The sequence below is a fragment of the Methylomicrobium lacus LW14 genome, assembly GCF_000527095.1.
GTDB lineage: Bacteria > Pseudomonadota > Gammaproteobacteria > Methylococcales > Methylomonadaceae > Methylomicrobium > Methylomicrobium lacus.
In genome coordinates, this window is record NZ_AZUN01000001.1 from 3,629,448 (window position 1) to 3,655,341 (window position 25,894).

General features: G+C 55.6%; 25 protein-coding genes and 1 tRNA gene. 25 read left to right on the forward strand and 1 reads right to left on the reverse strand.

Annotated elements, in window-relative coordinates:
* Nucleotides 1-89: 89 nt before the first annotated feature.
* The 4 genes from METLA_RS0116870 to METLA_RS0116885 are packed head-to-tail and all read left to right on the forward strand — an operon-like array spanning nt 90 to nt 2,797.
* The gene (locus METLA_RS0116870) at nt 90-389 is read left to right on the forward strand and encodes a DUF6763 family protein (RefSeq protein ID WP_024299662.1); all 300 of its coding nucleotides are present in this window, start codon (nt 90-92) and stop codon (nt 387-389) included.
* A 15-nt stretch (nt 390-404) separates the two neighbouring features.
* Nucleotides 405-1,250: an ATPase gene (locus METLA_RS0116875; RefSeq protein ID WP_024299663.1), complete on the forward strand. Its 846-nt coding sequence runs from the start codon at nt 405-407 to the stop codon at nt 1,248-1,250.
* Between the two features lie 12 nt (nt 1,251-1,262).
* Entirely contained in the window at nt 1,263-2,327 is a 1,065-nt protein-coding gene (metA, locus tag METLA_RS0116880) for a homoserine O-succinyltransferase MetA (RefSeq protein ID WP_024299664.1), read from the forward strand.
* 2 nt (nt 2,328-2,329) lie between these two features.
* Nucleotides 2,330-2,797 carry a nucleoside deaminase gene (locus METLA_RS0116885; protein ID WP_024299665.1) on the forward strand — a complete coding sequence of 156 codons (468 nt, stop codon included), beginning with the start codon at nt 2,330-2,332 and terminating at the stop codon, nt 2,795-2,797.
* Nucleotides 2,798-2,952: 155 nt separating this feature from the next.
* Here the strand turns inward: METLA_RS0116885 and METLA_RS0116890 are convergent, their stop codons facing one another.
* Nucleotides 2,953-3,735 (reverse strand): enoyl-ACP reductase FabI, encoded by a 783-nt coding sequence (locus METLA_RS0116890; protein ID WP_024299666.1) that lies wholly within the window; start codon nt 3,733-3,735, stop codon nt 2,953-2,955.
* A gap of 124 nt (nt 3,736-3,859) precedes the next feature.
* On the opposite strand from METLA_RS0116890, the gene METLA_RS0116895 reads away from it, so the two are divergent.
* The 21 genes from METLA_RS0116895 (at nt 3,860) to rplT (ending at nt 25,809) form a co-directional block, all read left to right on the forward strand.
* Nucleotides 3,860-6,055: an ABC transporter substrate-binding protein gene (locus METLA_RS0116895; RefSeq protein WP_024299667.1), complete on the forward strand. Its 2,196-nt coding sequence runs from the start codon at nt 3,860-3,862 to the stop codon at nt 6,053-6,055.
* On the forward strand, nt 6,052-7,029 hold the full coding sequence (locus METLA_RS0116900; RefSeq protein ID WP_024299668.1) for an ABC transporter permease: 978 nt from the start codon (nt 6,052-6,054) through the stop codon (nt 7,027-7,029). The genes METLA_RS0116895 and METLA_RS0116900 overlap by 4 nt, the downstream gene beginning before the upstream one ends.
* A gap of 74 nt (nt 7,030-7,103) precedes the next feature.
* Nucleotides 7,104-7,880 carry a hypothetical protein gene (locus METLA_RS0116905; protein WP_024299669.1) on the forward strand — a complete coding sequence of 259 codons (777 nt, stop codon included), beginning with the start codon at nt 7,104-7,106 and terminating at the stop codon, nt 7,878-7,880.
* Between the two features lie 149 nt (nt 7,881-8,029).
* A complete protein-coding gene (locus METLA_RS0116910) occupies nt 8,030-8,389 on the forward strand; it encodes a low molecular weight protein tyrosine phosphatase family protein (RefSeq protein ID WP_024299670.1) in 360 nt (119 codons plus the stop codon).
* Between the two features lie 288 nt (nt 8,390-8,677).
* Nucleotides 8,678-9,661 (forward strand): CAF17-like 4Fe-4S cluster assembly/insertion protein YgfZ, encoded by a 984-nt coding sequence (gene ygfZ / locus METLA_RS0116915; RefSeq protein WP_024299671.1) that lies wholly within the window; start codon nt 8,678-8,680, stop codon nt 9,659-9,661.
* A complete protein-coding gene (locus METLA_RS0116920) occupies nt 9,658-10,629 on the forward strand; it encodes a COX15/CtaA family protein (protein WP_024299672.1) in 972 nt (323 codons plus the stop codon). The genes ygfZ and METLA_RS0116920 overlap by 4 nt, the downstream gene beginning before the upstream one ends.
* A gap of 96 nt (nt 10,630-10,725) precedes the next feature.
* Nucleotides 10,726-12,231 (forward strand): hypothetical protein, encoded by a 1,506-nt coding sequence (locus tag METLA_RS0116925; protein ID WP_152539473.1) that lies wholly within the window; start codon nt 10,726-10,728, stop codon nt 12,229-12,231.
* 121 nt (nt 12,232-12,352) lie between these two features.
* Nucleotides 12,353-13,108 carry a rhomboid family intramembrane serine protease gene (locus tag METLA_RS0116930; protein WP_024299674.1) on the forward strand — a complete coding sequence of 252 codons (756 nt, stop codon included), beginning with the start codon at nt 12,353-12,355 and terminating at the stop codon, nt 13,106-13,108.
* 679 nt (nt 13,109-13,787) lie between these two features.
* Nucleotides 13,788-14,411 (forward strand): GspH/FimT family pseudopilin, encoded by a 624-nt coding sequence (locus METLA_RS23780; protein ID WP_281171959.1) that lies wholly within the window; start codon nt 13,788-13,790, stop codon nt 14,409-14,411.
* Nucleotides 14,402-15,214, forward strand: coding sequence for a PilW family protein (locus METLA_RS0116940; RefSeq protein WP_024299676.1), 813 nt, complete (start codon nt 14,402-14,404; stop codon nt 15,212-15,214). Before METLA_RS23780 ends, METLA_RS0116940 begins: the two co-directional genes overlap by 10 nt.
* Nucleotides 15,215-15,237: 23 nt before the next feature.
* The gene (locus tag METLA_RS0116945) at nt 15,238-16,485 is read left to right on the forward strand and encodes a pilus assembly PilX family protein (protein ID WP_024299677.1); all 1,248 of its coding nucleotides are present in this window, start codon (nt 15,238-15,240) and stop codon (nt 16,483-16,485) included.
* A 12-nt stretch (nt 16,486-16,497) separates the two neighbouring features.
* Nucleotides 16,498-17,715: a prepilin-type N-terminal cleavage/methylation domain-containing protein gene (locus tag METLA_RS22725; RefSeq protein ID WP_161635424.1), complete on the forward strand. Its 1,218-nt coding sequence runs from the start codon at nt 16,498-16,500 to the stop codon at nt 17,713-17,715.
* 501 nt (nt 17,716-18,216) lie between these two features.
* Nucleotides 18,217-18,711 (forward strand): REP-associated tyrosine transposase, encoded by a 495-nt coding sequence (locus tag METLA_RS21535; protein ID WP_024299680.1) that lies wholly within the window; start codon nt 18,217-18,219, stop codon nt 18,709-18,711.
* Between the two features lie 136 nt (nt 18,712-18,847).
* Nucleotides 18,848-21,415 (forward strand): DNA mismatch repair protein MutS, encoded by a 2,568-nt coding sequence (gene mutS, locus METLA_RS0116970; RefSeq protein WP_024299681.1) that lies wholly within the window; start codon nt 18,848-18,850, stop codon nt 21,413-21,415.
* Between the two features lie 204 nt (nt 21,416-21,619).
* Nucleotides 21,620-21,886, forward strand: a complete 267-nt coding sequence (locus METLA_RS0116975; protein ID WP_024299682.1) for a hypothetical protein — start codon at nt 21,620-21,622, stop codon at nt 21,884-21,886.
* 142 nt (nt 21,887-22,028) lie between these two features.
* Complete coding sequence (locus tag METLA_RS0116980) at nt 22,029-22,409, forward strand: TraR/DksA family transcriptional regulator (RefSeq protein ID WP_024299683.1); 381 nt, start codon at nt 22,029-22,031, stop codon at nt 22,407-22,409.
* A 77-nt stretch (nt 22,410-22,486) separates the two neighbouring features.
* Nucleotides 22,487-22,563: transfer RNA gene (locus tag METLA_RS0116985), tRNA-Val, on the forward strand.
* Between the two features lie 67 nt (nt 22,564-22,630).
* Nucleotides 22,631-24,538, forward strand: a complete 1,908-nt coding sequence (gene thrS, locus METLA_RS0116990) for a threonine--tRNA ligase (RefSeq protein ID WP_024299684.1) — start codon at nt 22,631-22,633, stop codon at nt 24,536-24,538.
* Nucleotides 24,539-24,553: 15 nt separating this feature from the next.
* A complete protein-coding gene (gene infC / locus METLA_RS0116995; RefSeq protein ID WP_084480170.1) occupies nt 24,554-25,084 on the forward strand; it encodes a translation initiation factor IF-3 in 531 nt (176 codons plus the stop codon).
* Nucleotides 25,085-25,233: 149 nt separating this feature from the next.
* Nucleotides 25,234-25,431 (forward strand): 50S ribosomal protein L35, encoded by a 198-nt coding sequence (rpmI, locus tag METLA_RS22170; protein WP_024299686.1) that lies wholly within the window; start codon nt 25,234-25,236, stop codon nt 25,429-25,431.
* A 15-nt stretch (nt 25,432-25,446) separates the two neighbouring features.
* Nucleotides 25,447-25,809: a 50S ribosomal protein L20 gene (rplT, locus tag METLA_RS0117005; protein WP_024299687.1), complete on the forward strand. Its 363-nt coding sequence runs from the start codon at nt 25,447-25,449 to the stop codon at nt 25,807-25,809.
* Nucleotides 25,810-25,894 lie beyond the last annotated feature (85 nt).

A 25,894-nucleotide genomic window follows, 5' to 3' on the forward strand; every position in this document is an offset into this window, starting at 1 on the left:
GATGATTCCGCGCTATCGGTCGGGGCGCGCATGAAAACCTGCCGTTTTATTATCCCATACAGCATTTCTAAATTTTCGAGGTAACCCTTATGTCAACCGTGGCAGATCCCATCGTAGGAAACTGGTACAAGGATTTGGAAAACAATCTGACTTTCAAAGTGATCAACATCGAGGAAGGCGAGGATTCGATCGAGGTGCAGTATCTCGACGGCGACATCGGCGAATACGATCACGAGAGCTGGTATAATTCGACTTTCGATTTTATCGAGGAACCGGAAGACTGGAGCGCGCCTTTCGACGACATCGAAGGCGACGATCTGGGCTATACCGACACGGACGAGCATCGGCGCAACCCCGAGGACATCGATTTCGAAGATTATTTGGATTAAACAGGACACAACATTATGAGAATGGACCCCCAGGAATTCCTGGATTGGGAGACGAAGCGGATCACCTTGCTCGCGATGTCGGGAGCCGGCAAGACCACGCTCGCGAACAAATTGCCCAAGGCCAAGTGGTTTCACTATTCGGGCGACTACCGGATCGGCACCCGCTATCTGGAAGAGCCGATCATGGACAATATCAAGCGCCAGGCGATGCATGTGCCGTTCCTGCGCGACTTGCTGCTGTCCGATTCTATACGGATCAGCAACAACATCACGGTCGAAAATCTGGCGCCGGTGTCGAGTTTTCTCGGCAAACTCGGAAATCCGAACTTGCACGGGCTGTCGCTCGAGGAATTCAAGCGCCGGCAAAAACTGCATCATCAGGCCGAAATCTGCGCGATGAACGATGTGCAGGATTTCATCGCCAAGGCACAGGACATCTACGGCTACAAGCATTTCATCAACGATGCCGGCGGCAGCGTTTCCGAACTCGATTGCCCCGAAGTGATCGAAAATCTCGCCAAGCACACGCTGATCGTCTATATCGAAATCCCGAACGATCTGGAGCAAACGATCATCGCGCGCGCCAAGGCCGAGCCGAAACCGCTGTATTACCGGGAAGAGTTTCTCGACGAAAAGCTCCCTGAATTCATGGCGCTGAAAAACTATGCCACGACCGACGAGATACCTCCTAATGAATTCGTGACCTGGGTGTTTCCGGAACTGTATCAGTCCAGACTGCCGCATTACCAGGCGATCGCCGACCAGTACGGTTATACGATCAATGCGCACGAGGCGGCGAAGGTTGAGACCGAAGACGATTTTATCCGCCTGATTGCCGCGGCGATCGCGGCCCAGCAATGACGGATTGATTTGATGCCATTAGTCGCTCACACCGATTTACCGACATTCTCACGGCTCAAGGAAGAAGGCGAGGTGATCCTGGAGGTCGACCGCGCCAGCCATCAGGACATCCGCGAGATGCACATCGGCCTGTTGAACATCATGCCCGATGCGGCGCTGGAAGCGACCGAACGGCAGTTTTTCCGGCTGGTCGGCGCCTGCAACCAGATCGCGCAGTTTCATGTGCATCCCTTCACGATCGAGGGCCTGCCCCGAGGCGAGGCGGCGAAAGAGCATATCGCGAAGTATTACGAGTCGTTCGAAAAGATCAAGCAGGACGGCCTGGACGCCTTGATCATCAGCGGCGCGAACGTGACCCATCCGCACTTGCCCGAGGAAGATTTCTGGCAGCCGTTGACCGAGGTATTTGCCTGGGCCAAGGAAAACGTGACGTCGGTATTATGTTCGTGCCTTGCGACGCATGCGCTGATCGAGTATTGCTACGGCATCGAACGCACCCGGCTGCCGGCCAAGCGCTGGGGCGTATTCGCGCACCGTCTGGTCAACCGCACGCATCCTCTGGTCGCCGAAATCAACACCCGCTTCGATGTGCCGCATTCGCGCTTCAACGAGATTTTTCAAAAGGACATGGAAGCGAAAGGATTGAAGGTGCTGGCGGTCAGCAAGGATGCCGGCGTGCATCTGGCGGTCAGCCCGGACGGCTTCCGTATCGTGTTCTTTCAGGGGCATCCCGAATACGACGACATCAGCCTGCTGAAGGAATACAAGCGCGAGGTGCTGCGCTACTATCGCGGCGAAATCGACGAGTATCCGCCGTTTCCGGTTAATTATTTCACGCCGGAGGCGCAGCGCATCTTCGGCGACTATCGCCAGCATGTGATCGAGGCGCGGCAATCCGGTGGTGCTCTGGACGAGTTTCCGGAAAATCAGGTGCTCGATACGATCGACAATACCTGGCGCGATACCGCGAGAGCCCTGTTCGACAACTGGCTCGGCAAGGTTTATCAACTGACCAACCAGGATCGCCGCCTGCCGTTCATGGACGGCATCGATCCGGAGAATCCTTTGGGGTTATGAGCGTGCATCAGCAATTCTTGCAGCAGGCGATCGAGCTGGCGGTGCGGAATGTCGAATCGGGGCAGGGAGGACCTTACGGCGCGGTGATCGTCAGAAACGGCGAAATCATCGCCGGCAGCGGCAACCGGGTGACCACTAATCTGGACCCGACCGCGCACGCCGAAATCCTGGCGATTCGGCTCGCCTGTCAGAAATTGCAGAATTTTCAGTTAACCGACTGCATCCTTTACACCAGCTGCGAACCTTGCCCGATGTGCCTCGGCGCGATCTATTGGGCAAGGCTGCAAAAGGTCTATTTCGCCTGTGACAGGCATGATGCGGCCACGGCGGGATTTGACGACAGCTTCATCTATGAGGAGCTGGCGATTCAGCCTGCCGAGCGCCGCATCGCGATGCTGCATCTCGATCTGCCGGACTCCGGCAGCCCTTTTGCCGCCTGGGCGGAAAAGGGCGATAAGGTGCGATATTGATTCGGCTTTACGCCGATGCCCGGAAGGAAATCGGGCTTAAGGCGGTTTATGGATACGTTGGCTGAGCGGAGTCGAAGCCAACAATTAGCTTCGACTCCGCTCAGCCAACGATATTTTTGCAATCGGCTATGGGTCTTCTTTCTAAGAATATCGCCTCAGGAGGCCGCCAAGCCCGCAATGTTGTAGCCGCAATCGACATAAGTCACTTCGCCGGTGATGCCGGAGGCCAGATCGGAGCACATGAAGGCCGCAACATTGCCGACTTCCTCGATGGTGACGTTGCGTTTCAATGGCGCGGTATAGGCCGCCTTGCTCAGCATCGCCTTGAAGTTGTTGATGCCGGAAGCGGCCAGGGTCCGGATCGGGCCCGCCGAGATCGCGTTCACGCGCGTGCCCTCAGCGCCCAGCGCGACCGCCATGTAGCGTACATTCGCTTCCAGGCTCGCTTTCGCGACGCCCATCACGTTGTAATTCGGAATCGCGCGTTCGGCGCCGAGATAGGTCAGGGTCAACAGCGAACCGTTGCGGCCTGCCATCAGGCTTCTGCCGGCCTTGGCCAGCGCGGTGAAGCTGTATGAGCTGATGTCGTGCGCGATACGGAAATTGTCGCGGGTGGTCGCGTTCACATAATCGCCGTCCAAGGCATCGCGCGGCGCGTAAGCGACCGAATGCACGATCGCATCGAGACCGTCCCAATGCTGACCCAGGACCTTGAAGACATTGTCGATATGCTCGTCGGAACTGACATCGCATTCGATCGTGATGCTGGAACCGCATTCGGCGGCCATTTCCTCGACCCGGCTTTGCAGCTTGTCGTTCTGGAAGGTGAACGCCAGCTCGGCGCCTTCCCGGTGCATCGCCTTGGCGATACCCCAGGCAATCGAACGATTGCTCGCCAGACCGACAATCAAGACCCGCTTGCCTTGCATGAAACCCATTCTGATCTCCCGTTGTTTTTATTGATATACTCTGTGCATGCCAGCCGCCTTGACGATCGAAGTTCAGGTGTTGCTGTACAAACACGATAAAATAAGCCGCAAAGTATCTACGACCACTCCTGCGATGTCCAGTCTTTTGTCAATCAAATTTCGCCGCGCCGGCATTTTGCCTTGCGTCCTGTTTTTTGTTGTGGTTCTGCTGGTTGCGTGCACCGGCTCGCCCTGGAACGATCCCTATCCGGAGCAGGACGACAAGCAGGCGGTGCTGTATATGTCGTTCGCGGAACGGCCGAAGCACCTGGACCCGGCGGTCGCCTACAGCGAGAACGAATATGCGTTCATCGCGCAGATTTACGAGCCGCCGCTGCAATACCATTATCTGAAACGGCCCTATGAACTGACGCCGCTGACCGCCGCCCGCCTGCCCGAAATCATCTATTACGATAAAGAGAGTCAAAAGCTCGGCCCGGATGCCGAGGCAAAGGACATCGCCTACAGCGATTATCTGCTCGAAATCAAGCCCGGCATCCGCTTTCAGCCGCATCCGGCCTTCGCGCAGGACAAGGCCGGGAACTACCGCTATCACCGTCTCGATAAAGCCGAAGTGGATGCCTTGGCGACCGTCAGCGATTTTGCCGAGACCGCCACACGCGAGCTGACCGCCGAGGATTATGTCTATCAGATCAAGCGTCTGGCTTATCCGAAAACGCAGTCGCCGATCGCGGAAATCATGAAGGGCTATATCATCGGCTTCGACGACTTCGCCAAACAAAGCGCGGACAAACCCAAGGACGCGCTCAGAGCTCTGCCAATGACCGGCGTCGAAGCACTGGATCGTTATCATTACCGGATTCGGATCAAGGGCAAGTACCCGCAGTTCAGCTACTGGCTGGCGATGCCGTTTTTCGCGCCGATGCCCTGGGAGGCCGATGCGTTTTACGACCAGCCGGGCTTTAGCGACAAAAACATCACGCTGGACTGGTATCCGGTTGGCACCGGGCCTTATTATCTGGCCGAGAATAATCCGAACCGGCGCATGATGATGTTCAAGAACCCGAATTTCCATCTCGAAGCCTATCCTGCCGAAGGCGAGGTCGGGGACGCCGAAAAGGGCTTATTGCAGGATGCCGGTAAAGCCTTGCCTTTCATTGAAAAAGTCGTCGTGACGCTCGAAAAGGAAACGATTCCGAACTGGAGCAAATTTTTGCAGGGCTATTACGATTCCTCCGGCATCGCCTCCGACAGTTTCGATCAGGCGGTGCAGTTTACCGGCGGCGGCGTGATCCTGACCGAGAGTCTTAAGGAGAAGGACATCCGCCTGCATACCTCGGTCGAAACCTCGATCTTCTATATGGGCTTCAACATGCTCGATGCGACGGTCGGCGGCGACAGTGAAAAAGCCCGGAAACTGCGCCAGGCGATCGCGATCGCGATCGACTACGAGGAATTCATTGCGATCTTCCGGAATGAGCGTGGCGTGCCCGCGCAAGGCGCGATACCGCCCGGCATTTTCGGCAACGAAGAGGGCGAGGCCGGCATCAACTCTTATGTCTATGACTGGATGAACGGCAAGCCGCAGCGCAAATCAATTGATACGGCCCGAAAACTGATCGCCGAGGCCGGCTATCCGAACGGCGTCGATCCGAAAACCGGGGAGCCTCTGATCCTGTATTTCGATACCACCGCGACCAGCGTCGATGACAAGCCGCTGATGAACTGGTACCGCAAGCAGTTCCAGAAGCTCGGCCTTCAACTGGTGATCCGCGCGACCGATTACAACCGCTTCCAGCAAAAGATGAGCGCGGGTAACGCGCAGATTTTTGTCTGGGGCTGGAACGCCGATTATCCGGATCCGGAAAACTTTTTCTCGTTATTGTATGGTTTCAACGGCAAGGTCAAACACAGCGGCGAGAACGCGGGCAATTATCAGAATGCCGAATTCGACCGTCTGTTCGAACAGATGCGCAACATGGAGAACGGCGAGCCGCGTCTTCAAATCATCCGGCAGATGCAGGAGATCGTGCGCCGCGACGTGCCCTGGGTGTTCGGTTTTCATCCGAAGACTTTCTCGCTCTATCACGGTTGGGCGAGCAATCTGAAACCGAATCTGATGGCGAACAACCGCTTGAAATACATCCGGATCGATCCTATCAAGCGCGCCGAACTGCGGAGGCAATGGAACCGGCCGGTGCTCTGGCCGTTGGCCGCCGCCGGGGCGCTGGTCGTGCTGCTGTTCGCGCCCGCCGTCAGCGCCTATCGCCGCCGCACCCATCGCCTCCTGCCGGAAGCCTTGGCCATTCAAACGGAAGCCTCACGATGATCTACTACATTATCCGCCGCCTGCTCTATGCGTTTCCGATCCTGCTCGGGATCAACATCCTGACCTTCGTGCTGTTTTTCGTCGTGAACAGCCCCGACGACATGGCGAGGATGCAGCTCGGCCAAAAGCATGTGACGCCGCAGGCGATCGCGAACTGGAAGCATCAGCATGGCTATGACTTGCCCACGCTCTGGAACGAGCAGGCGCAGGGCGGCGACAAAGTCACCGAGACGATTTTTTATCAAAAATCGGTAGGCCTGTTCCTGTTCCGCTTCGGCGTCTCCGACAGCGGCCGCAACATCGGCGCGGACATTCAGCAGCGCATGTGGCCGAGCTTGGCGCTGGCGCTGCCGAGTCTGGTCGTCGGCCTGTTGACCAATATCGGCTTTGCCTTGCTGATGGTGCTGTTTCGCGGCAGTTATCTGGAATTCGGCGGGCTGGTGCTGTGCGTGGTCCTGATGTCGATCTCGTCGCTGTTCTACATCATCGGCGGCCAGTTCATGATCGGAAAATTGCTCAAGCTGGTGCCGATCTCCGGTTACGACGAAGGCTTCGGCGCCTTCAAGTTTTTGATCCTGCCGGTCGTGATCGGCGTGTTTTCGGGCATCGGTTCCGGCGTGCGCTGGTACCGGACCCTATTTCTGGAAGAAGTCGGCAAGGATTATGTGCGCACCGCGCGCGCGAAGGGTCTGACCGAAACCCAGACCTTGTTCAAGCATGTGCTGCCGAATGCGATGATTCCGATCCTGACCGGCGTGGTGGTCGTGCTGCCGCTGTTGTTCATGGGCAGCCTGATCATGGAGTCGTTTTTCAGCATTCCGGGTCTCGGCAGTTATACGATCGATGCGATCAACAGCCAGGATTTTGCGATGGTGCGGGCGATGGTGTTTCTTGGTTCGATTCTGTATGTGCTTGGGTTGTTGCTGACCGATATTTCTTATACGCTGGTCGATCCACGGGTTAGACTGTCTTAATGGCATATGTGTAAGACGGTTCCTAGTATGAATGAATATAAAATAATTTAGCCGTCTTTAGCGGGCATCATCTCATGGCTTACACCGAAGACCAAGCAGCTCACTTGTTGCTGGAAGAGCGCAATATCGCGCGTGAGTTACAAGAACTCATGTTACAAACCGTGTTTCAAGGCAATTCCGCTGCAGATGCGCGAGTAAAGGAACATCTCCTGCATGGAGCCGCGCGACGCATCCGAGTGCTCAGGCGAAGCATCGAGAACGTCTTCTACTTGTTTCCACCATCTGCTCAATGCCCTTTACCCAGAATGGATCTTGATGATGTGCAGATCAATTTGCACGCTTTCGTGATTAATCTATCAGGCATCTTTGACAATTGGGCCTGGGCATATGTGCTGCGCCACAACTTAGAAGCAAAGATTGGTGGCCGTATGAAAGTTGGGTTGTTTCTAGAATCAACGCGGAGGTATCTACCGAGTGAACTACGAGAATGTCTGTCGTCAAAGGAAAGTAGTGGTTGGCACGGTGACTACCTAAAGTCCTTCAGGGACGCTTTGGCGCATCGTATACCCCTTTATGTCCCACCGGCGCAATTCACTCCCGCAGAGAGAGAACGTTACAGCCGACTTGAGAGCGAGAAAGTCGAGTGTATTAGAGCTATGAATTGGGCGAGGCTAGAGGAGATTGATCGGGAGCAACCCGCTATCGGTGCCCCATGTTTTACCTTCTTGCACTCGTTTGCAGAGGATGCAGCGCCCACTATGCTTTATCTCCACCCCCAAATACTTACAGATGCTCGATCGGTCGTTGAGGTTGGTGTTTTGTTTCTGAAGCATTGGCATGAAGGGCCATAGGAAGACCATATATGTTGCTGAACGAAGTGAAGTAAAAGCATGGGATTAGGTCTTGTTCCTTGCATAAGCAAGCCTTGACCCATTCATATTTCCTTCCACGTGACTGTCTGCGGCAGCACGTTAAATCAGGAGTCAGATAACTCTGCGGCATGAGCAACGTTCTCTTTATCTGCGGCAAGAACCGGTGGCGTAGCCCCACGGCTGAACAGGTGTTTGCGGAGCATCCTGGTATTGAGTGCGCATCCGCGGGTCTGAGCCACGACGCCGAAACGCCTTTGTCTGTTGAACTCATTGAATGGGCGGATCTGATCTTCGTTATGGAGCAAACGCACAAGAGGAAGCTATCCGCTGGTTTCAAGGCGAGCCTTGTGGGCAAGCGTGTTGTGTGCCTCAACATCCCGGACAAATACAAGTTCATGGAGCCTGCTCTGGTCAAACTGCTCAAAACGAAGGTCACCCCATTTTTGCCGCAGGGGCATGGACATTTCAGGCAAGGGGCAAGCGAGTGAGCATGTAGTCCTACCTTGAAAGGTATTTTCACTAAGCAAGTAGCCTCGATGTAGCCATGCGGAATCGAGGAAAATCGAAGCCACAAATCCCTCGATTCCGCTGCGCTTCATCGAGGCTACTTATTGGGCAATGCGAAGGGTAGGCGAAGCGCATGGTTTGCGATTGATGCGCCTTCTACGTCAGCACATCCTGCAGAACTGTCATGACATCGAAGAGCATACAGTCCGCTTATCTGTCTGTGACAAATAACGCGGTATAATGAGGCTTTTCACTATTCGAAGAGTTCCATGAATCCGCAATGGAAAAACTTTCTGCTTTCCGAGCTGGCCGTGATCGAGAACGATGGCCGCATCGTTTTTGCCGAATCCCAATCCGATCAGCCTCATATCTACCCGATTTCCGATCTGGCCGTGTTATCGGTCTCCGGCAAGGATGCGGCGAAACTGCTGCAAGGCCAGTCCACCTGCAATGTTTTCGAGGTGACTGAAACCCAGGCGCGGATAGGCGCATTCTGCAATCCGAAAGGCCGCGCGATCGCGACGTTTTTGCTCGCGAAAAAAGCGGACGAGTATTTGCTCGTGTTGCCGCAGGAGTTGCTGGAGCCGGTCAAAACCCGCCTGCAAAAATATGTGCTGCGCTCGGACGTAAGGTTTGCCGACCGTTCGAACGAACTGTGTCTGCTGGGTCTTGGCTGGAGCGAAACAGCCGCCGAACCGCTGTTTGCGGCTCGTTGTGTCGATGGCATGGTATTGATATCGCTCGGTTCGACGCCGTATCGCACGCTCGTGATCGCCGAGCCGGAACAGGCGGAAAACCTGTGGACCGATCGCTTGGGTCAAGGCTATGCGCCCGGCAACTCGGAAGACTGGCGCTTGCTCGATTTGCTTGCAGGTATCCCCTGGCTAAGCCAGGCCACTTCGGAAGAACACGTTCCGCAAATGTTGAACCTGGACAAACTAGGCGGCATCAGCTTCACGAAAGGCTGCTACACCGGTCAGGAAATCGTCGCGCGGACGCACTATCTAGGCAAGGCCAAGCGTGCACTGTTTCTGGCCGAATGCGCGCTCGGCACCGCGCCCTCGGCCAATGCGGCCATCCGGGACCGCAGCGGTGGCGAGCAAAGCCGCGGTCAGGTATTGACCGCGATCAGCCGTGACGGCATTTGTCATCTGCTGGCGGTGCTGCTGGTTTCCGACAGCGGCGAATATGACCTGGTGCTGAAGGATCATCCCGAAATTTCCCTCCGATTGTTACCGTTACCTCTCGCATGAACGACCAAGCCATTCTGAACTTCCGCCGCCTGGGCCTGTTAACCATTTTCGCGGTGTATCTGGTGATCCTGGCCGGCGGCATCGTCCGGGCTTCCGGCGCGGGCATGGGCTGCCCGGACTGGCCGACCTGCTTCGGCCGCTGGATTCCGCCGACCGACGAGTCGCAGCTGCCGGCCAACTACCACGAGATTTACGCGCAGCGCGGCTACAAGAATACCGAGTTCAACCCGGTCAAGACCTGGACCGAATACTCGAACCGGCTGGTCGGCGCGACCACCGGCCTGTTCGTACTGCTGACCGCCTGGGTATCGCGCATCTTCCTGAAACGCGACAAGGCGATTTTCTATTTGTCGCTGACGAATCTGTTCCTGATCGGCTTTCAGGGCTGGCTCGGCTCGACGGTGGTCGCGAGCAATCTGAAACCGTACATGATCACGCTGCACATGCTGATGGCTTTGCTGATCGTGGCGCTGGTGATCTACACGATCACCCGCTCGCAGCGCGAGACTTTCGCCAACATCGACAGCAGCCGGCTGACGCCGCGCGCCAAGACCGTGCTGCTGGTCGCGATCGGCATGACCTTGCTGCAGGTCGCGATGGGCACGCAGGTGCGGGAAGCGGTCGATTTCATCTCGCACGAACACAGCTATATCGACCGGCAATTCTGGCGCGACGATTTTCCGATCATTTTTTATGTGCACCGGTCGTTCTCGTCGATCATCCTGCTCACGAATTTCTGGGTGTTCTGGAAGCTGCGGCAGGCCTGCGACCGGCAAAGTCTGTTCCTGCGTACCGGCTATGTGCTGATCGGCCTGATCGTAACCGCGATCCTCGCCGGCGTGACGCTGGACCGCCTCGGCATGCCGCCGGTCGCGCAGCCGATTCATCTATTGATGGCGAACCTGATCTTTGGGGTGCAGTTTTTCCTGTATATGGGGCTGCGTTATTCGGCAGTGAATCAGCGCTGAAATTGGATGAAGCACGACGAACTTAACAACATGCGATCCTGGCGGGGCGACTTCAGGCGCCCCGCCTGTTTTTGATCATAAGCCCAAGGGGGGCAAATGGCGAATACTTTTCTGAGTCCGTCCCGAGTGCAAATAGCAGTCGTCTTGCTGCTGGTTTTGTTGGGACAGGGCTGCACAGAACCCGCCGTTCGCGTCGAATCGCTGGAACCGGATGAAGCCGCTTGTCTCAATTGGTACCAAAAACTCGATACCCTGTTGGCCGAATACCAACTGATCGATCCTGCTACAACCAAGGTCACCGGTTTTCCATCGCTGCGAGCCGATCGCTTTCTCGCTTCCTTCCGCACACAGAGCTTGACCGATGCCGCCCATGCGCAGTGGCTGCAACGCATGCGGCAACTGGACGCCTCTTTGCGGCTTAAGGAATCTGCGAATCTGCCGACGGCCGCCGCAAAAACGGTGCTCGCCGCGGCGCCCTTGCCGGGCTCTCTGGAACAGGTGCTGCAGCAATGCGGCAATCGTCTGGTTGAGGAGGCTTTGCTGCGGCCAGAATCCAAACCTATCCTGCGGCAGCAAGTCCGTGCCCTCGACACCTATCGAACCTGGCAACGCATCGTCGGCGCGTATTGGCTCACGCAATATCCGGCCAAGCTCGGGCTGAAAAATCTGCATCAAAAGCTGGTAGCGAGCTTTAGGAGGCCGGTTGACGAATTGCCCGTGCAAGGTCGCGTGATCCGCTATGTGCCGGCGTCAAGCGGATTTTTGACTGCTGCCGAAATTGCCGCGATGCTGCGCGCGGCATATCAAAATCCCCTGGGTATTCCGGAGCTTTCTGACCCACAGCTAAAGAGCTTGTTCACGCACTTCGCGCCGATCTGGGAAATCGACACGCGTAACGATAATGACAAGATCGGCGCGGCGATGCTGAATGCAAAGGGCGAGCCGCACATCGATACCCGACAGCCAATCGTCTATCAAAAGTACGCCTATACTCGCCGGCAGGGCCGCATCCTATTGCAATTGGTCTATCAAATCTGGCTGCCGGAGCGCGAAAAAACCAGCGCGACTGACTGGTACGGCGGAGAATTGGACAGCGTGATCTGGCGGGTCACCCTGAGTCCCGAAGGCATTCCGATCGCCTATGACACTATCCATGCCTGTGGCTGTTATTACATGGTGTTTCCGGGGCAAGGCTATCTGAACATTCCGCCGACAGACGGTGCGGAATCGGTGCTGAGTCCGAAACGCATTGACCCCATCCAGCCCGGGCAGCGTCTGTTGCTGCGATTAGAAAGCCGAACGCATTACCTGCAGCAAACGGCGGTGATCGCGGCAAGCGACAAGGCACCGGCAACCCTCTATCAAGTCCAGGCTTACGATGAACTGTTGTCGATGCCCCTGCCGGACGGATCGCGGCGCAGTCTTTTCGGGCCGGACGGAATTATCCCCTCCAGTTCCTGCTTCGAGCGCTTCCTGCTCTGGCCTTTCGGCGTGCCGAGTCCGGGCGCGATGCGGCAATGGGGCGTGCATGCGATTGCCCTCACCGGCAGGCGTTATTTCGACGATCCGTTTCTATTCGAACATTTGATCGCAAGAGAGTAGAGCTGCTCCGGCAATCCGCTTTGCATAAGGGATTGCGATTGAAATCCTAACCGATTCGGTTTACATTGGCGGGCAGCGGTCGAGGCGGCCGGCTAGAACTTGCCTAATAAAGGAGGACACCATGTTTCCGATTCGCGATGAAAATCCCACCCTCCGCACGCCGGTCGCGACGATCGGGCTTATCGTGGTGAATCTTTTCGTCTGGATGTTCGTGCAGGGCGCGGGCAGCGACGTGCCGCTGGCCAGATCGTTGTGTCTGTACAGCCTGATTCCGGGCGAGCTGCTGAATAGCGTGCCAGTCGGCACTCGGATCGACCTGGCGGAAAACATGGCCTGCGTACTCGACGGCAAGGACGGTCTCTCCACCCTGATCACGCATGCCTTCCTGCACGGCGGTTGGTTTCACATCATCAGCAACCTCTGGTTCTTATGGATTTTCGGCGACAACGTCGAAGATGCGATGGGGCCCTTCCGCTTTCTCGGCTTTTATGCTGTATGCATACTGGCGGCTGCGGCGGCGCAAATCTTCGCCGATCCTGCCGCGATCACGCCGATGGTCGGCGCGTCCGGCGCGATCGGCGGCGTGATGGGCGCCTATGCGAGACTCTATCCGAGAGCCTATGTGCATACGCTGATTCCGTTGGGATTTTTCATCACCACCGCCGCGATTCCGGCCGTTTACATGCTCGGCTACTGGTTCTTTATCCAGCTGATCAGCGCGGTGCCCGCGGTCGGCGGCCCCGCGCAAATCGCCTTCTGGGCGCATGCCGGAGGCTTTGTCGCCGGATTGCTGCTGATCAAGCCGATCAGCCGGCAGGATTATATCGACGAACATAACCGGCTGATGCCGAATCAAAGCGCGAAATATCGGCTTTGATGGCCGGTCCCCGTTTCTACACAGTGCATCACTGCCATTGAGTTAAGCCGTTCGCTGAGCGGAGCCGAAGCGATGTGTCGGTTCCGCTCAGTCAGCGCTAAGTCTTGTAAGGTTTTCGCGCGGTGGGAGCGACGCCTACGTCGCGACTTGAGGCTTTAATCGCGACGTGGGCGTCGCTCCCACGGACTGTCAACGCCTTCCGGTTCATCATTATCCTCTCGACTGCTTTTTACAAGGCGCCTGAATAACGCGCATTCGGGTTGACTATTTTATTTCGTCAACTACATTCAATAGACTTTCTTTGTACGTTAAGGCTTACGGGAAATGTCAGTGCTTGCGTCCAATCGGATCAACGAAGACGTTATCAGCAAAATCCGGAGCCGCAAGAACAGAACGTTCAATGGGATCGGGGCTCACTGCCATTAAGTTAAGCCGTTCGCTGAGCGAAGTCGAAGCGATTTGTTGGCTTCGGCTCCGCTCAGCCAACGATAAGTTATGCGAGGAAAACCTTAACTTAATGGCAGTGGGATCGGGGCTACATGCGATTTCTGCGGAAGAAAAAATTCATGCGCCTCAACGCGATTTGCCGTGTGTATGACTCACGATTTGGCAGGGCGGCATCAATATAAACAGGGCTGTGCATTGTCGATGCCGGCTTGTAATCTAGCAAGGATTTAACATGGAAATGCGGTCGTTTATTCCCCCCTGCCCAGGCGTTGAATTGATCAATGCGGCGGGTTCGATTGCCCAGCCGCGGGCGCGGCTGAATCAACGCGCGCACAGTCCGGCATTGCGCCAGGCAGCAACGCGCACGCACCGGAAACAATCCGGCTTCACGCTCATTGAAGCGCTGGTCGTCATTGCGATTATTGCGATTCTGGCTGCATTGGCCGCCCCGTCTTTTCAAGCCGCGATAGACAAGCAACGCATCACGGGCGCCGCAGAAGCGGTGCTGGCGGATTTGCGCTGGGCGCGCAGTGAAGCGGTCGTGCGCAACAAGCCGGTACGCGTGACGTTTACGACAGGCAGTAACTGGGCTTACACCATCACGTTGGATGACGGTACCGTGCTCAAAACCGGCAATGGCAGCGATTATCGTTCGACTCTGTTGTCGTCGGCGGCGTTCAGTGACGGCGCTGACGGCAGTGTCGCCTATACCACCTTTCTTCCCATTCGGAGCAGCAATCCTAATAATGGCTTCGTCACCCTCCAATCCAATCATCATAGCTCCGAGGTCAGTGTCAGCCCTCTCGGAAGAGTCCGAATTTGCGGCACCATGGCAGGTTACCAGTCATGTCCATAATTCGAAAGCCGCAAGCCGGCGTCACCCTGATCGAATTGCTGATCGGCATGTTAGTCGGGATAATCGTTGTCGCCGGCGGTATGAGCGTCTATGTCACTTCGGTCCGGGGCCAATCCGAAAACATTAAACTCGTCCGTTTAAATCAGGATATGCGCGCGATGATGGATACGATGGAACGCGATATTCGTCGAGCAGGTTTTGTGACATCCGATCCTGCAACCCATTTTGCCTCTCTGCAAGGCAATCCTTTTTTTGATTCTGCTGATCCTAACTTTGCCGAATTGGCGGTTTATAACGGCGGCAGTTGTATCGTCTATGCCTATAATCGCGATGAGGACCCCGATAACGATGGGGTTCCGGACGAAACGCCGCCCGCAGTCGACAGCAATGAAAGGCTCGGTTTTCGTTTGAACGGAGACGCCGGCGAACTGGAAATGCGCAGCAGCGGCGACACCAACGAAGACTGCGACGATGGCGAATGGGAGTCGGTCACCGAACCGGAGGTGGAAATTACCGGGTTGAGGTTCACGTTAACTTCAAAAGCCCTCAATGTCAGCAGCATGATAGTTGATGATGATGGCGATGGTTTTTTTAATGGGGATGACAATCATAATTTCACCTGTGACGCGGGCGAAGCCTGCAACACCTGTACGAGAGATGGTAGCCCGGATCCTGCCTGCCTGTATGTGCGCTATGTCACAATTAAGCTGGAGGGCCAATTGCGCGACGACAATGACGTCAAGCAAACCATTACCGAACAAGTCCGGATACGGAACGACAAATTTCTGGACGCCATTCCTTAACCCCCCACCACCGTGTTGAGTCGATGAAAATTTCAAACCGCAAGTCCCAATCGCCTCAGAAAGGCGCCGTCACCTTGATTATGGTGGTGATGATGGCGATAGTCATGGCCATTATCGCGCTGACCACGGCGCGCTCCGGGTTGATGGAGCAAAAAATTACCGGCAACGATCTGCGCGCCCGCGAGGCGCAAGAGGCGGCCGAAGCCGGGCTGGAATATGGGGTCGCTTGGGCAGGCAGACACAATGTGCCTTGGCCCACTGGCGCCAATACATTAGCCTGTCCTGCAACCGGGTGCCCAACACGGCCACAGGTTACCGGCACAAGCACGGGCGAAGCCTACAACATTAGCTCGTTGGTCTATTCCAGGCCCAGCGCCACATCCGAGTTTATCCGTGTCAGATCAACCGCGACGGGTGATTCCGACGCGTCCATTTCCGGCACGGCCGAGGCCTATGTAAAACCCGGCGGTCTTCTGACGACGGCAGGTAAACTGCCACCCCCATTGGTCTTGGATGGCTGTATGACTTCCACAACAGGTACGCCGGATATTTATCCCAATTGGCATGACCTTGATGGCGATGGCAACAAGGATGCTAACGAGTGGATTGATTTGAATGGCAATGGCGTCGTGGATGCCGGGGAATGGACGGATACGAACGGTAACGGAAAAGTCGATAATGAGCTGGAACGCTCTATCATGACTTCGAAGCCTGAATATGTCGGTGGAAACTTCTGCCTGAACTATTGCGGACCTGGCGGTGGCTGCAATCCTTCCGCTGCTGGAACGGGGCGCTCCCACCTGGCCCTGCATGATGGTGTATTGCAAAACAACACGGCCTATCCACACAATTCTATTTGGGATTATTACTTTCAGGTCAGCCAGGCTCAATTTAAAGCCGCGGCTTCCACGACGCTAAGCACTGACCCTGGGCTTTACTGGGTGAGCAGCACCGGCAATTGGCCCGGCGGTATTTATGGCTCTGCGACTGACCCCGTGATGATTGTTTTTGAACATGGGTGTCCTAAACCGACCGGTAACACGACGATTTACGGGATTTTGTTTTTTCTCGAGGTAAATGGTTGTGTCACAGACCCTATGAACGGATGGGGGGATGTGACCGTATATGGCTCGCTAGGGGTTAACGGCGGTGTCAATAAAATGAATGCCAACATCGAGGTACATGGCGTCGGCGACGGCGTGGGCATGCAGACCATCAACTCGCGCCCCATTAATGCTTCCCGCTTGCCGGGGACCTGGAAAGACTTTTAGAGAGAAATGATCATGAAAAAATTGCTGTATGCCTCTCAGCGCGGCTTTTCCCTTTTGGAGGCTTTGATCGCCGCTCTGGTCGTGGCGCTGGCGATGCTGGGGCTGGCCAGATTACAGGGTGTTACTCTGATCAACAGCGGCGATAGCCGCATGAAAACCCGCGCCTTGAATTTGGCGCAAGATAAAATTGAAGAACTGCGCAGCTTCGCCAATAAAGACACTTACACCGGCATGGCTTCGGGTAACGATGCCCCAACCTCCTACGCGGGCGATAACAGCAGTTTTGCCCGCACCTGGACGATTACAAGCTGCCCTAATTCAGTCGATTGCAAAAAAGTTGGTGTCCGGGTTAACTGGACAGATCCGAAAGGCGAAACCCAGACCGTGGCGCTGACTTCCTACATCGCCAGCGGCGATACGGTGAATTCCGGCGTGGTGCTGCTGGCAGGGTTGCCTACGTTGCCGCCGGTGACTCCACCGCCGTCGGATCCACCACCGTCGGATCCACCACCGTCGGATCCACCACCGTCGGATCCACCACCATCGGATCCACCACCATCGGATCCACCACCATCGGATCCACCACCGTCGGATCCACCACCGTCGGATCCACCACCGTCGGATCCGCCGCCGACAGGAGGAAATGCGTGTGAAGGTCTTGTTACGGCCGCTATTACTGCAGGCGATTTTGTAAGCGAAAAGTCGCTTGCACTGGGTGCTAAGTTGGAGATTAGTACTAATCCTCTGGCTGTTTGCGCAGTAGTTACGGTTAATGGTTTACTTGGGCTTTCGGGTACAAAAGGTACGTATATTTGCAGAATAGAGAATTTAAACGAGGATATTGTCTCGCTGGGCATAGGAGGGAAAGAAGTAGGCTTAAGCGTTAATTTGGCGTTTGATGATCTGCCGCTTCAAGGCTTGATAGCTCCGGTAGAAACGCTAGTCAGGAGTCTTTTGCCGCTGCCGAAGGATCTGGTCTGCGTAAAAGGCAACCTATCGCTCCCTATAAATATTCCTGCGAGTGGGAAAGTCAATATCGCTCAGCTCTGCCTGGTTCCTAACATTACCGGAATGGCTGTTGTAGATGCGGAAAAACTTTTAAAAAGTGTGGGATTCAATGGCGTTAAAATAACCGGATCTAAAGCCGGCGCGTACATAAAAACTCAAGGCTTGGATGTGGACTCTAGAGCTAACTGCGATGCCGATATATCCGTTACGGTGGGGGGGTAGTGAGAAGTCTCATGCGGGACGGGATTTGCAATCCCGTCCCCTTCGCTTTGGACCTGCCGATGACCTAAAGCTTGAGGAAATCCTGCGGACGGGGCAACATGCCCCGTCCGGCGAAAAGGTCTGGTGCGGAACGGTTTTTTCAACCCGTCCCCCATGGTTCGCAGGTTTTTTCTCATTCCCGTGCTGGAGTTTCTGGGATCGACGCCGGCGCCGACTAAACCGGCAGGCGGCCACTGATCGGCTCAGAAAGCTTTTCTTTAAATTAAGGCATTTGCCCTATTTTGTGCTGGAAGACTGTGTCAAATCACGCAGCGTCATCCTCCGCAGGTAAAAGGTAGACATCTATCGAGTTGAATTTATTAATATTTGATAACGTGGTCCGGTTATTGCTTGAAAAATTTGGATATATTGTTTTTTGTTCCAAAGACGCAAGCATTAGGCTCTTTTTTCTGGGCTTAGTCGCATTGCATTGCCGTCTAACCTTTTCAAGGCGAACCGATCATGAGCGAATTAACCCCTTACCGTATCAACGGCGACACTTATTTTTTCACGCTGGCGCTGCCGGAATGGAGCGCGGGCGAGACGATGCACCCGATTCGGGCGTTATGTCTCGAATTGGTCAAAATCAAGCAGATGCATCCGTTTAATCTCGATGCGCTGGTGATTTTGCCCAAATACGTGCAAGGCATTTTGACGCTGCCGGATCAGGGAGGGGATCTCGCCCTGCTTTGGCGGCAGATCAAAGCGGAATTCATCAAATTGGCCGGCGGGTATGATGATCTGCAGGGCGACGATGAGGACGACCTTGATCGCAAACGTTTCTTCGGCTATCCGCTGCGCGGCGATCGGGACTTTGCTCTCCATATGAATTTTCTGCATTACAATCCGGTCAATCAGGGCCTGGTCAAAGGGGTTTCCGACTGGCCTTATTCGACTTTTTTCCAATATGTGCAGCAAGGCGTCTATCCCTTGTCCTGGCGCATGGAAAGCGCCTAGAGCCTCTGGCCGTGCCCTCGTGTTATGCGTTGTCCACGAAAAACACGAAAGGCACGAAAAGTAACCTCGGCGATTAAATGGCGGCAATTCGCGCTTCAAGGTTACGGTTCGTTGGTACATCGGATAAAATAGTCCGATGAATATGAGCCAGCCATCCACTCCGCCGCCCACCCCAATGATGCAGCAGTATCTGCGCATCAAGTCCGACCACCCCGATACCCTGCTGTTTTACCGGATGGGGGATTTTTACGAACTGTTCTACGATGATGCGAAAAAGGCCGCGCGGCTGCTCGACATCACGCTGACCAGCCGCGGCCAGTCGCAGGGGCAGCCGATACCGATGGCGGGCATCCCCTATCATGCGGCGGAAGGCTATATCGCCCGCTTGATACGCATCGGCGAATCGGTCGCGATTTGCGAGCAGATTGGCGACCCGGCTACCTCGAAGGGGCCGGTCGAGCGCAAGGTCGCGCGCATCATCACGCCCGGCACGGTCACCGACGAGGCATTGCTCGAAGACCGCAAGGACAACCTGCTGGTCGCGCTTTGTCCTTTGCAGCAGCGTTACGGCATCGCGAGCCTCGATTTGACCAGCGGCCGTTTCGTGCTGCAGGAAGTCACATCCGAAGACCAGTTGCTCAGCGAAGTCGGCCGGCTGAATCCGGCCGAGCTGCTGTATAGCGAAAGCTGGCCGTTGCCGGAGAGTCTGAAACAGCGCAGCGGCCTATGCCGGCGTCCGCCCTGGCATTTCGAAGCCGAGAGCGCGCGCCTGTTGGTGTTGAAGCAGTTCAAGGCGCACGACTTGAAAGGCTTCGGCTGCGAAGAGCTGAACGCGGCGATCGCGGCGGCCGGCGGCCTCTTGCAATATGTGCGCGACACCCAGCAAAACGTGCTGCCGCACATCCAGGGCATCCGCACCGAGGCGAGCGACGACTGCATCCAGCTCGATGCCTCCAGCCGCCGCAATCTCGAAATCGATGCGCATCCGAGCGGGCAATTGCAATATACCCTGCTCGGCGTCCTGGACAAGACCCTGACCGCGATGGGCGGCCGCTGCCTCAGGCGCTGGCTGAACCGGCCGCTCAGGGATCATGATCTGTTGAACCGGCGCTATGCCTGCATCGAAACCTTGTTGCAGGCTGATCTCTATCGGACTCTGCAGGACACGCTGCGCCAGGTCGGCGACATCGAGCGGATCAGCACCCGGATCGCCTTGAAATCGGCGCGGCCCCGCGATTTGCTGGTGCTGCGTTCGACGCTGGCGGCCTTGCCGGTCATTCAGGCGCAACTCTCCCCGAGCGATGATCCGCATCTGACCGAGCTGCGCGCCGGTATCGGCGAGCATCCGGCGATGCTGGAATTGTTGACACGGGCGATCATCGACAATCCGCCGATGCTGATCCGCGACGGCGGGGTCATCGCGGCGGGCTATGACGAGGAGCTCGATGAGCTGCGCAACCTGAGCCAGAACGCGGACCAGTTTCTGATCGACATGGAACAGCGCGAGCGGCAGGCGACCGGCATCGCGAACCTGAAGGTCAATTACAACCGCGTGCACGGTTATTACATCGAAATTTCGAATGCGAACGCGGACAAGGTGCCGGTGCACTACACCCGCAAGCAGACGCTGAAAGGCGCCGAACGCTACATCACCGAGGAACTGAAGGCATTCGAGGACAAGGTGCTGAGCGCGCGCGAAAAATCGCTGTCTTTCGAAAAGGCCTTGTACGACGAGTTGCTCGACGTGATCGGGAGTTCCCTGGGCGAATTGCAGCAATGCGCTTCGGCCCTGGCCGAACTCGACGTGCTGGCTAATTTTGCCGAGCGCGCCGAAACGCTGAATCTGTCGCGGCCGGTTTTGCAGGCCGAGCCCGGCATCTTGATCGAAGGCGGCCGGCATCCGGTGGTCGAGCAGGTCTCCGATGTGCCTTTCGTGCCGAACGATTTGAATTTGACCGGCGAGCGGCGGATGCTGGTGATCACCGGTCCGAACATGGGCGGTAAATCGACCTACATGCGGCAGGCCGCGCTGATCGTGCTGATCGCGCATGTCGGCTGCTTCGTGCCGGCGCAGTCGGCGACACTCGGCCCTGTCGACAAGATATTCACCCGGATCGGCGCCTCCGATGACCTCGCCTCGGGCCGTTCGACCTTCATGGTCGAGATGTCCGAGACCGCGAATATTCTGCATAACGCGACCGCGCAAAGCCTGATCCTGATGGATGAAATCGGCCGCGGCACCAGCACCTTCGACGGCCTGTCGCTGGCCTGGGCCTGCGCGGATCATCTGGCAAAGGTGACGCAGGCCTTCACGCTGTTCGCGACGCATTATTTCGAACTGACGACATTGGCCGAAGAGCGCAAATCGATCTGCAACGTGCATCTCGATGCGATGGAGCACGGCGACCGGATCGTGTTCCTGCATGCGGTGAAGGAGGGGCCGGCCAATCAGAGCTACGGCTTGCAGGTCGCCGCGCTGGCCGGCGTGCCGCGCGGGGTGATCGACAAGGCCAAGGCGAAACTGGAGCACCTCGAAAACACGGCCTATATCGAGCAGCAGGCCGAATCGGGCATCAATCAACTGGACCTGTTTTCCGCGCCGGAATGCCATCCTGTGGTCGGCGCGCTCGAAGACATCAATCCGGACGAGATGAGTCCGAAGCAGGCTTTGGAGGCGCTGTACCGGCTCAAGGCGTTGTTGTAACGGATATTAAGCATACGTAACATCAGTCCGGTGTCTCAGTCATTCGAAAAATCAAAGGTTTACCGGTCTTTGCCGGTATAAGCGCCGCTTAGCGAAAATGGCCTAACCATGCAATTAGTATGAATACTTAGGCAATTGTACCAATGGCGATGCGCTGAAAAATCCGATAGATTGAATACCTCAAAAAATCTTCGGGGAACTCGTATGGAACTGCATGAAGAACTTGCTAAGTTATCTGAAACGCTCAAGCAGCAACGTGATGAAATCAGGCTTCAGCTTCATCTGGCCAGCGCGGATTTGAAAGACGAATGGGAAGAGAGCGAGAGGGAGTGGGGGCATTTTAAAGACAAGTTTGCCGAAATCATTGATGAAAGCAAAGAAACCTCGACCGAATTGCTTGAAAAAACCCGGATCGTCGGCGAAGAGCTGAAGATTGCCTATAAAAACATTCACCGGCGCCTGTCTTCCTGAAGACTGAGTCCGCGCGGCGTTGTCGGTTTTGGGGTGAGTCGGGCGTTATGTTCAGCGTATTCGTCAAACCTGCGGGGGATTGATGGCTATTCAGTGCATCGCAACTGGAAATCATGCAAGAGCTGAAAGGGGAGAGCGGGGTATGTCCGAAAAGTTGAGCGGGTTCCAGGTTGAGCACTTCAAAAATCTGTTGCAAGACCGATTCTACAGGGTGCGCTCCGATCTGCACAACGAACTTTTGGCGCTTGATAAGGAAGGCGGTGTGACGATTGCAGGGGTGGTTTATCAGGCCGCGGCGGGGGCGTTGGCGCATCTGCTGGCGGGGCTGAAGATGATCGACCTGAATCACTACCTAAACGAGGTCAGGGATATTGAAGCGGCGCTGATGCGAATTGCCGAAGACAAATACGGCATCTGCCTCGATTGCTGTCGCCCTATCTATTTTAAGCGCTTGCTTTCCTATCCGACCGCTAAGCGCTGCGTGGCGTGTCAACGGCTCTATGAAAAGATGAGGAATGAGTGAATTCGATTAATTTGAAATTTATGATTTACTTTTCGTGAATCGGTCGTTATAATAGCTAAATGAAGTGACAATACTTCAGGCGCGTAGCTCAGTTGGTTAGAGCACCACCTTGACATGGTGGGGGTCGTTGGTTCGAGTCCAATCGCGCCTACCAGATACCCAAAAAGCACTGCTCCGCAGTGCTTTTTTTTATTTTGGAATCCGAATTATTTTGAGCTAACATGCCAGTAATCACTCTTCCCGACGGCTCTAAGCGCGATTTCGATCGTGCGGTTACGGTGCTGGAGGTTGCGCAGTCCATCGGTTCTGGGCTGGCCAAGGCGACTCTGGCGGGCAAGGTGAACGACAAGTTGGTCGACGCGAGCACGCTGATCGATCAGGACGCCTCGCTGCAAATCATCACCGCGAAAGACGCCGACGGCGTCGATGTCATTCGCCATTCCACCGCTCACCTGTTGGCTCAGGCCGTCAAGCAATTATTCCCCGAAGCGCAGGTCACGATTGGGCCGGTCATCGAGAACGGCTTCTTTTACGATTTTGCCTATCATCGCCCCTTTACTCCGGAAGATCTCGAAGCGATCGAGGCGCGGATGCAAAAGCTCGCGGCCGACGATCATGCGGTAACTCGCTCGATCCTGTCCCGCGATGAAGCGGTGCAATATTTCCGCGGACTCGGCGAGAATTACAAGGCCGAGATCATCGAGTCGATTCCTTCCGATCAGGCGCTGTCCTTATATAACCAGGGCGATTTTACCGATTTGTGCCGCGGCCCGCATGTGCCGAGCACCGGCAAATTGACCGCGTTCAAGCTGATGAAGATCGCCGGCGCGTATTGGCGCGGCAATTCCGACAACGAAATGCTGCAACGCATTTACGGCACCGCCTGGGGCGACAAGAAGGAGTTGCAAGCCTATATCGCGCGCCTCGAAGAGGCCGAAAAGCGCGACCACCGGAGATTGGGTAAGGCATTGGACTTGTTCCATACCCAGGAAGAAGCGCCCGGCATGGTGTTCTGGCACGAGAAAGGCTGGACCATTTATCAGCAGATCGAGCAATACATCCGCGAGAAGCTGCGCGTGAACGGCTACGGCGAAGTCAAGACGCCGCAAATCGTCGATCGTTCCTTATGGGAAAAATCCGGACACTGGGATAAGTTCAGCGCCGGCATGTTCACGACCCATTCGGAAAATCGCGACTATGCGATCAAGCCGATGAACTGCCCATGCCATATCCAGGTTTATAACCAGGGCCTGAAGAGCTACCGGGATCTGCCGATTCGCATCGCCGAGTTCGGCTCCTGTCACCGCAATGAGCCTTCCGGCACCCTGCATGGCCTGATGCGGGTCAGAAATTTCGTGCAGGACGATGCGCACATTTTCTGTACCGAGGCGCAGATTCAGGACGAAGTGTCGGTCTTTATCGACATGCTGTTCGAAGTTTACAAGGACTTCGGCTTTGATGAAGTGATTATCAAGCTGTCCACCCGTCCGGAAAACCGGGTCGGCGACGACGCGGTCTGGGATAAGGCCGAAAGCGCGCTCGAACTGGCTTTGAACAACAAAGGGCTGAAATGGGATTTGCAGCCGGGTGAGGGTGCTTTCTACGGTCCGAAGATCGAATTCTCGTTGAAAGACTGCATCGGCCGGGTCTGGCAATGCGGCACGATCCAGGTCGATTTCTCGATGCCGGGCCGTCTCGGCGCGACCTATATCGCCGAAGACAGTTCACGGCAGACGCCGGTGATGCTGCACCGGGCGATCCTCGGTTCGCTGGAACGCTTTACCGGTATTCTGATTGAACAATATGCCGGCACCTTCCCTGCGTGGCTGGCGCCGGTACAGGCGGTCGTGTTGACAATCGCGGATCGGCACGATGACTATGCGCACGAGACGATGAAAACCCTTGAAAAACAGGGCTACAGAGTCAAAATTGACTTGAGAAATGAGAAGATCGGGTTTAAAATTCGCGAGCACTCGATGCAGCGCGTGCCTTATTTGTTGATCATCGGCGATAAAGAGCTCGAAGAACGGACGATTACGGTGCGCACGCAAAAGGGTGACAACTTGGGCAGTCTGACGATCCAGGAATTTGGCGAACGGCTAAATCAAGAGATTGCGGATAGAAAATGATTGTAGCTGGAGGATTTGAATATCGCTGCTAAAAAAGATGAAACCCGCCTGAACGATGCGATTACCGCCAGACGGGTGCGGGTAACGGGCGCTGATGGCGAGTCGTTGGGCATTATTTCGATCGATGAAGCCAAGCAGATAGCCTATGCGGCCGATCTGGACTTAGTCGAAATATCGCCGAATGCGGACCCCCCGGTTTGCAAGATCATGAATTATGGCAAATACCAGTTTGATCAAAACAAAAAACTGGCGATTGCCAAGAAAAAACAAAAGCAAATTCAGGTCAAGGAAATCAAATTCAGGCCGGGAACCGATGAAGGCGACTATCAGGTCAAACTTAGAAGCCTGATCAAGTTCCTGAACGACGGGGATAAGACCAAAATCACCGTGCGTTACCGTGGGCGCGAATTAGCGCACCGCGAAATCGGAATGGAGCAGTTGAAACGCCTCGAGAAAGACTTGGAAGACGTTGCAGTCGTCGAGCAGTTTCCGAAGATGGAAGGCCGCCAAATGATCATGGTCATGGCCCCCAAAAAGAAAAAATAATTCGCGTTTTTAACGCAATCTTGCGCAGCTCAGGACGAGGCTGCCAGCATCTTAAATCCATAGGATGCGCCTAATTCTTCAGGGCCATGCATTTTGCCTTGCTGGGTTATTTTTCTCAGGGATTTTTATTTTAATGTTGGAGCAAACAAATGCCGAAAATTAAAACCAACCGGGGTGCCGCTAAGCGTTTAAGACGCACCGGCAACGGCGGTTTCAAATGCGGGCAATCGCATAAGCGTCATATTCTGACCAAGAAAAGCACCAAGCGGAAACGCCAACTGCGTAGTCCTGCGTCGGTTCATCCATCCGATGTACGTAGCGCGGCTCGTATGCTGCCTTACACCTAAGCCGGGAGGATTACGATGGCTAGAGTTAAACGCGGCGTCACCGCAAGAGCAAGACACAAGAAAATTTTAAAACAGGCGAAAGGCTACTACGGTGCCCGCAGCCGGGTCTATCGCGTTGCGAAGCAAGCGGTGATCAAGGCCGGTCAGTATGCGTACCGCGACCGCAGACAGAAAAAACGCCAATTCCGTGCGTTGTGGATCGTGCGTATCAACGCAGCCGCCAGACAGTGCGGTATGTCCTACAGCCGTCTGATCAACGGCCTCTCGAACGCGAATGTCGCGATCGACCGTAAGGTGTTAGCCGACATCGCCGTGCGCGACATGGAAGCTTTCGCCGAAATCGCAAAAATTGCGAAAGCCAACGTCAGCTCGCTGTAAGCCGGTCTGAATCTCCCGGGCAATCGGGAGATACCCTGTCTCCGCCCGCCTTTCCAAAAGCGCGGGCGGAACACCAAACCCAAGA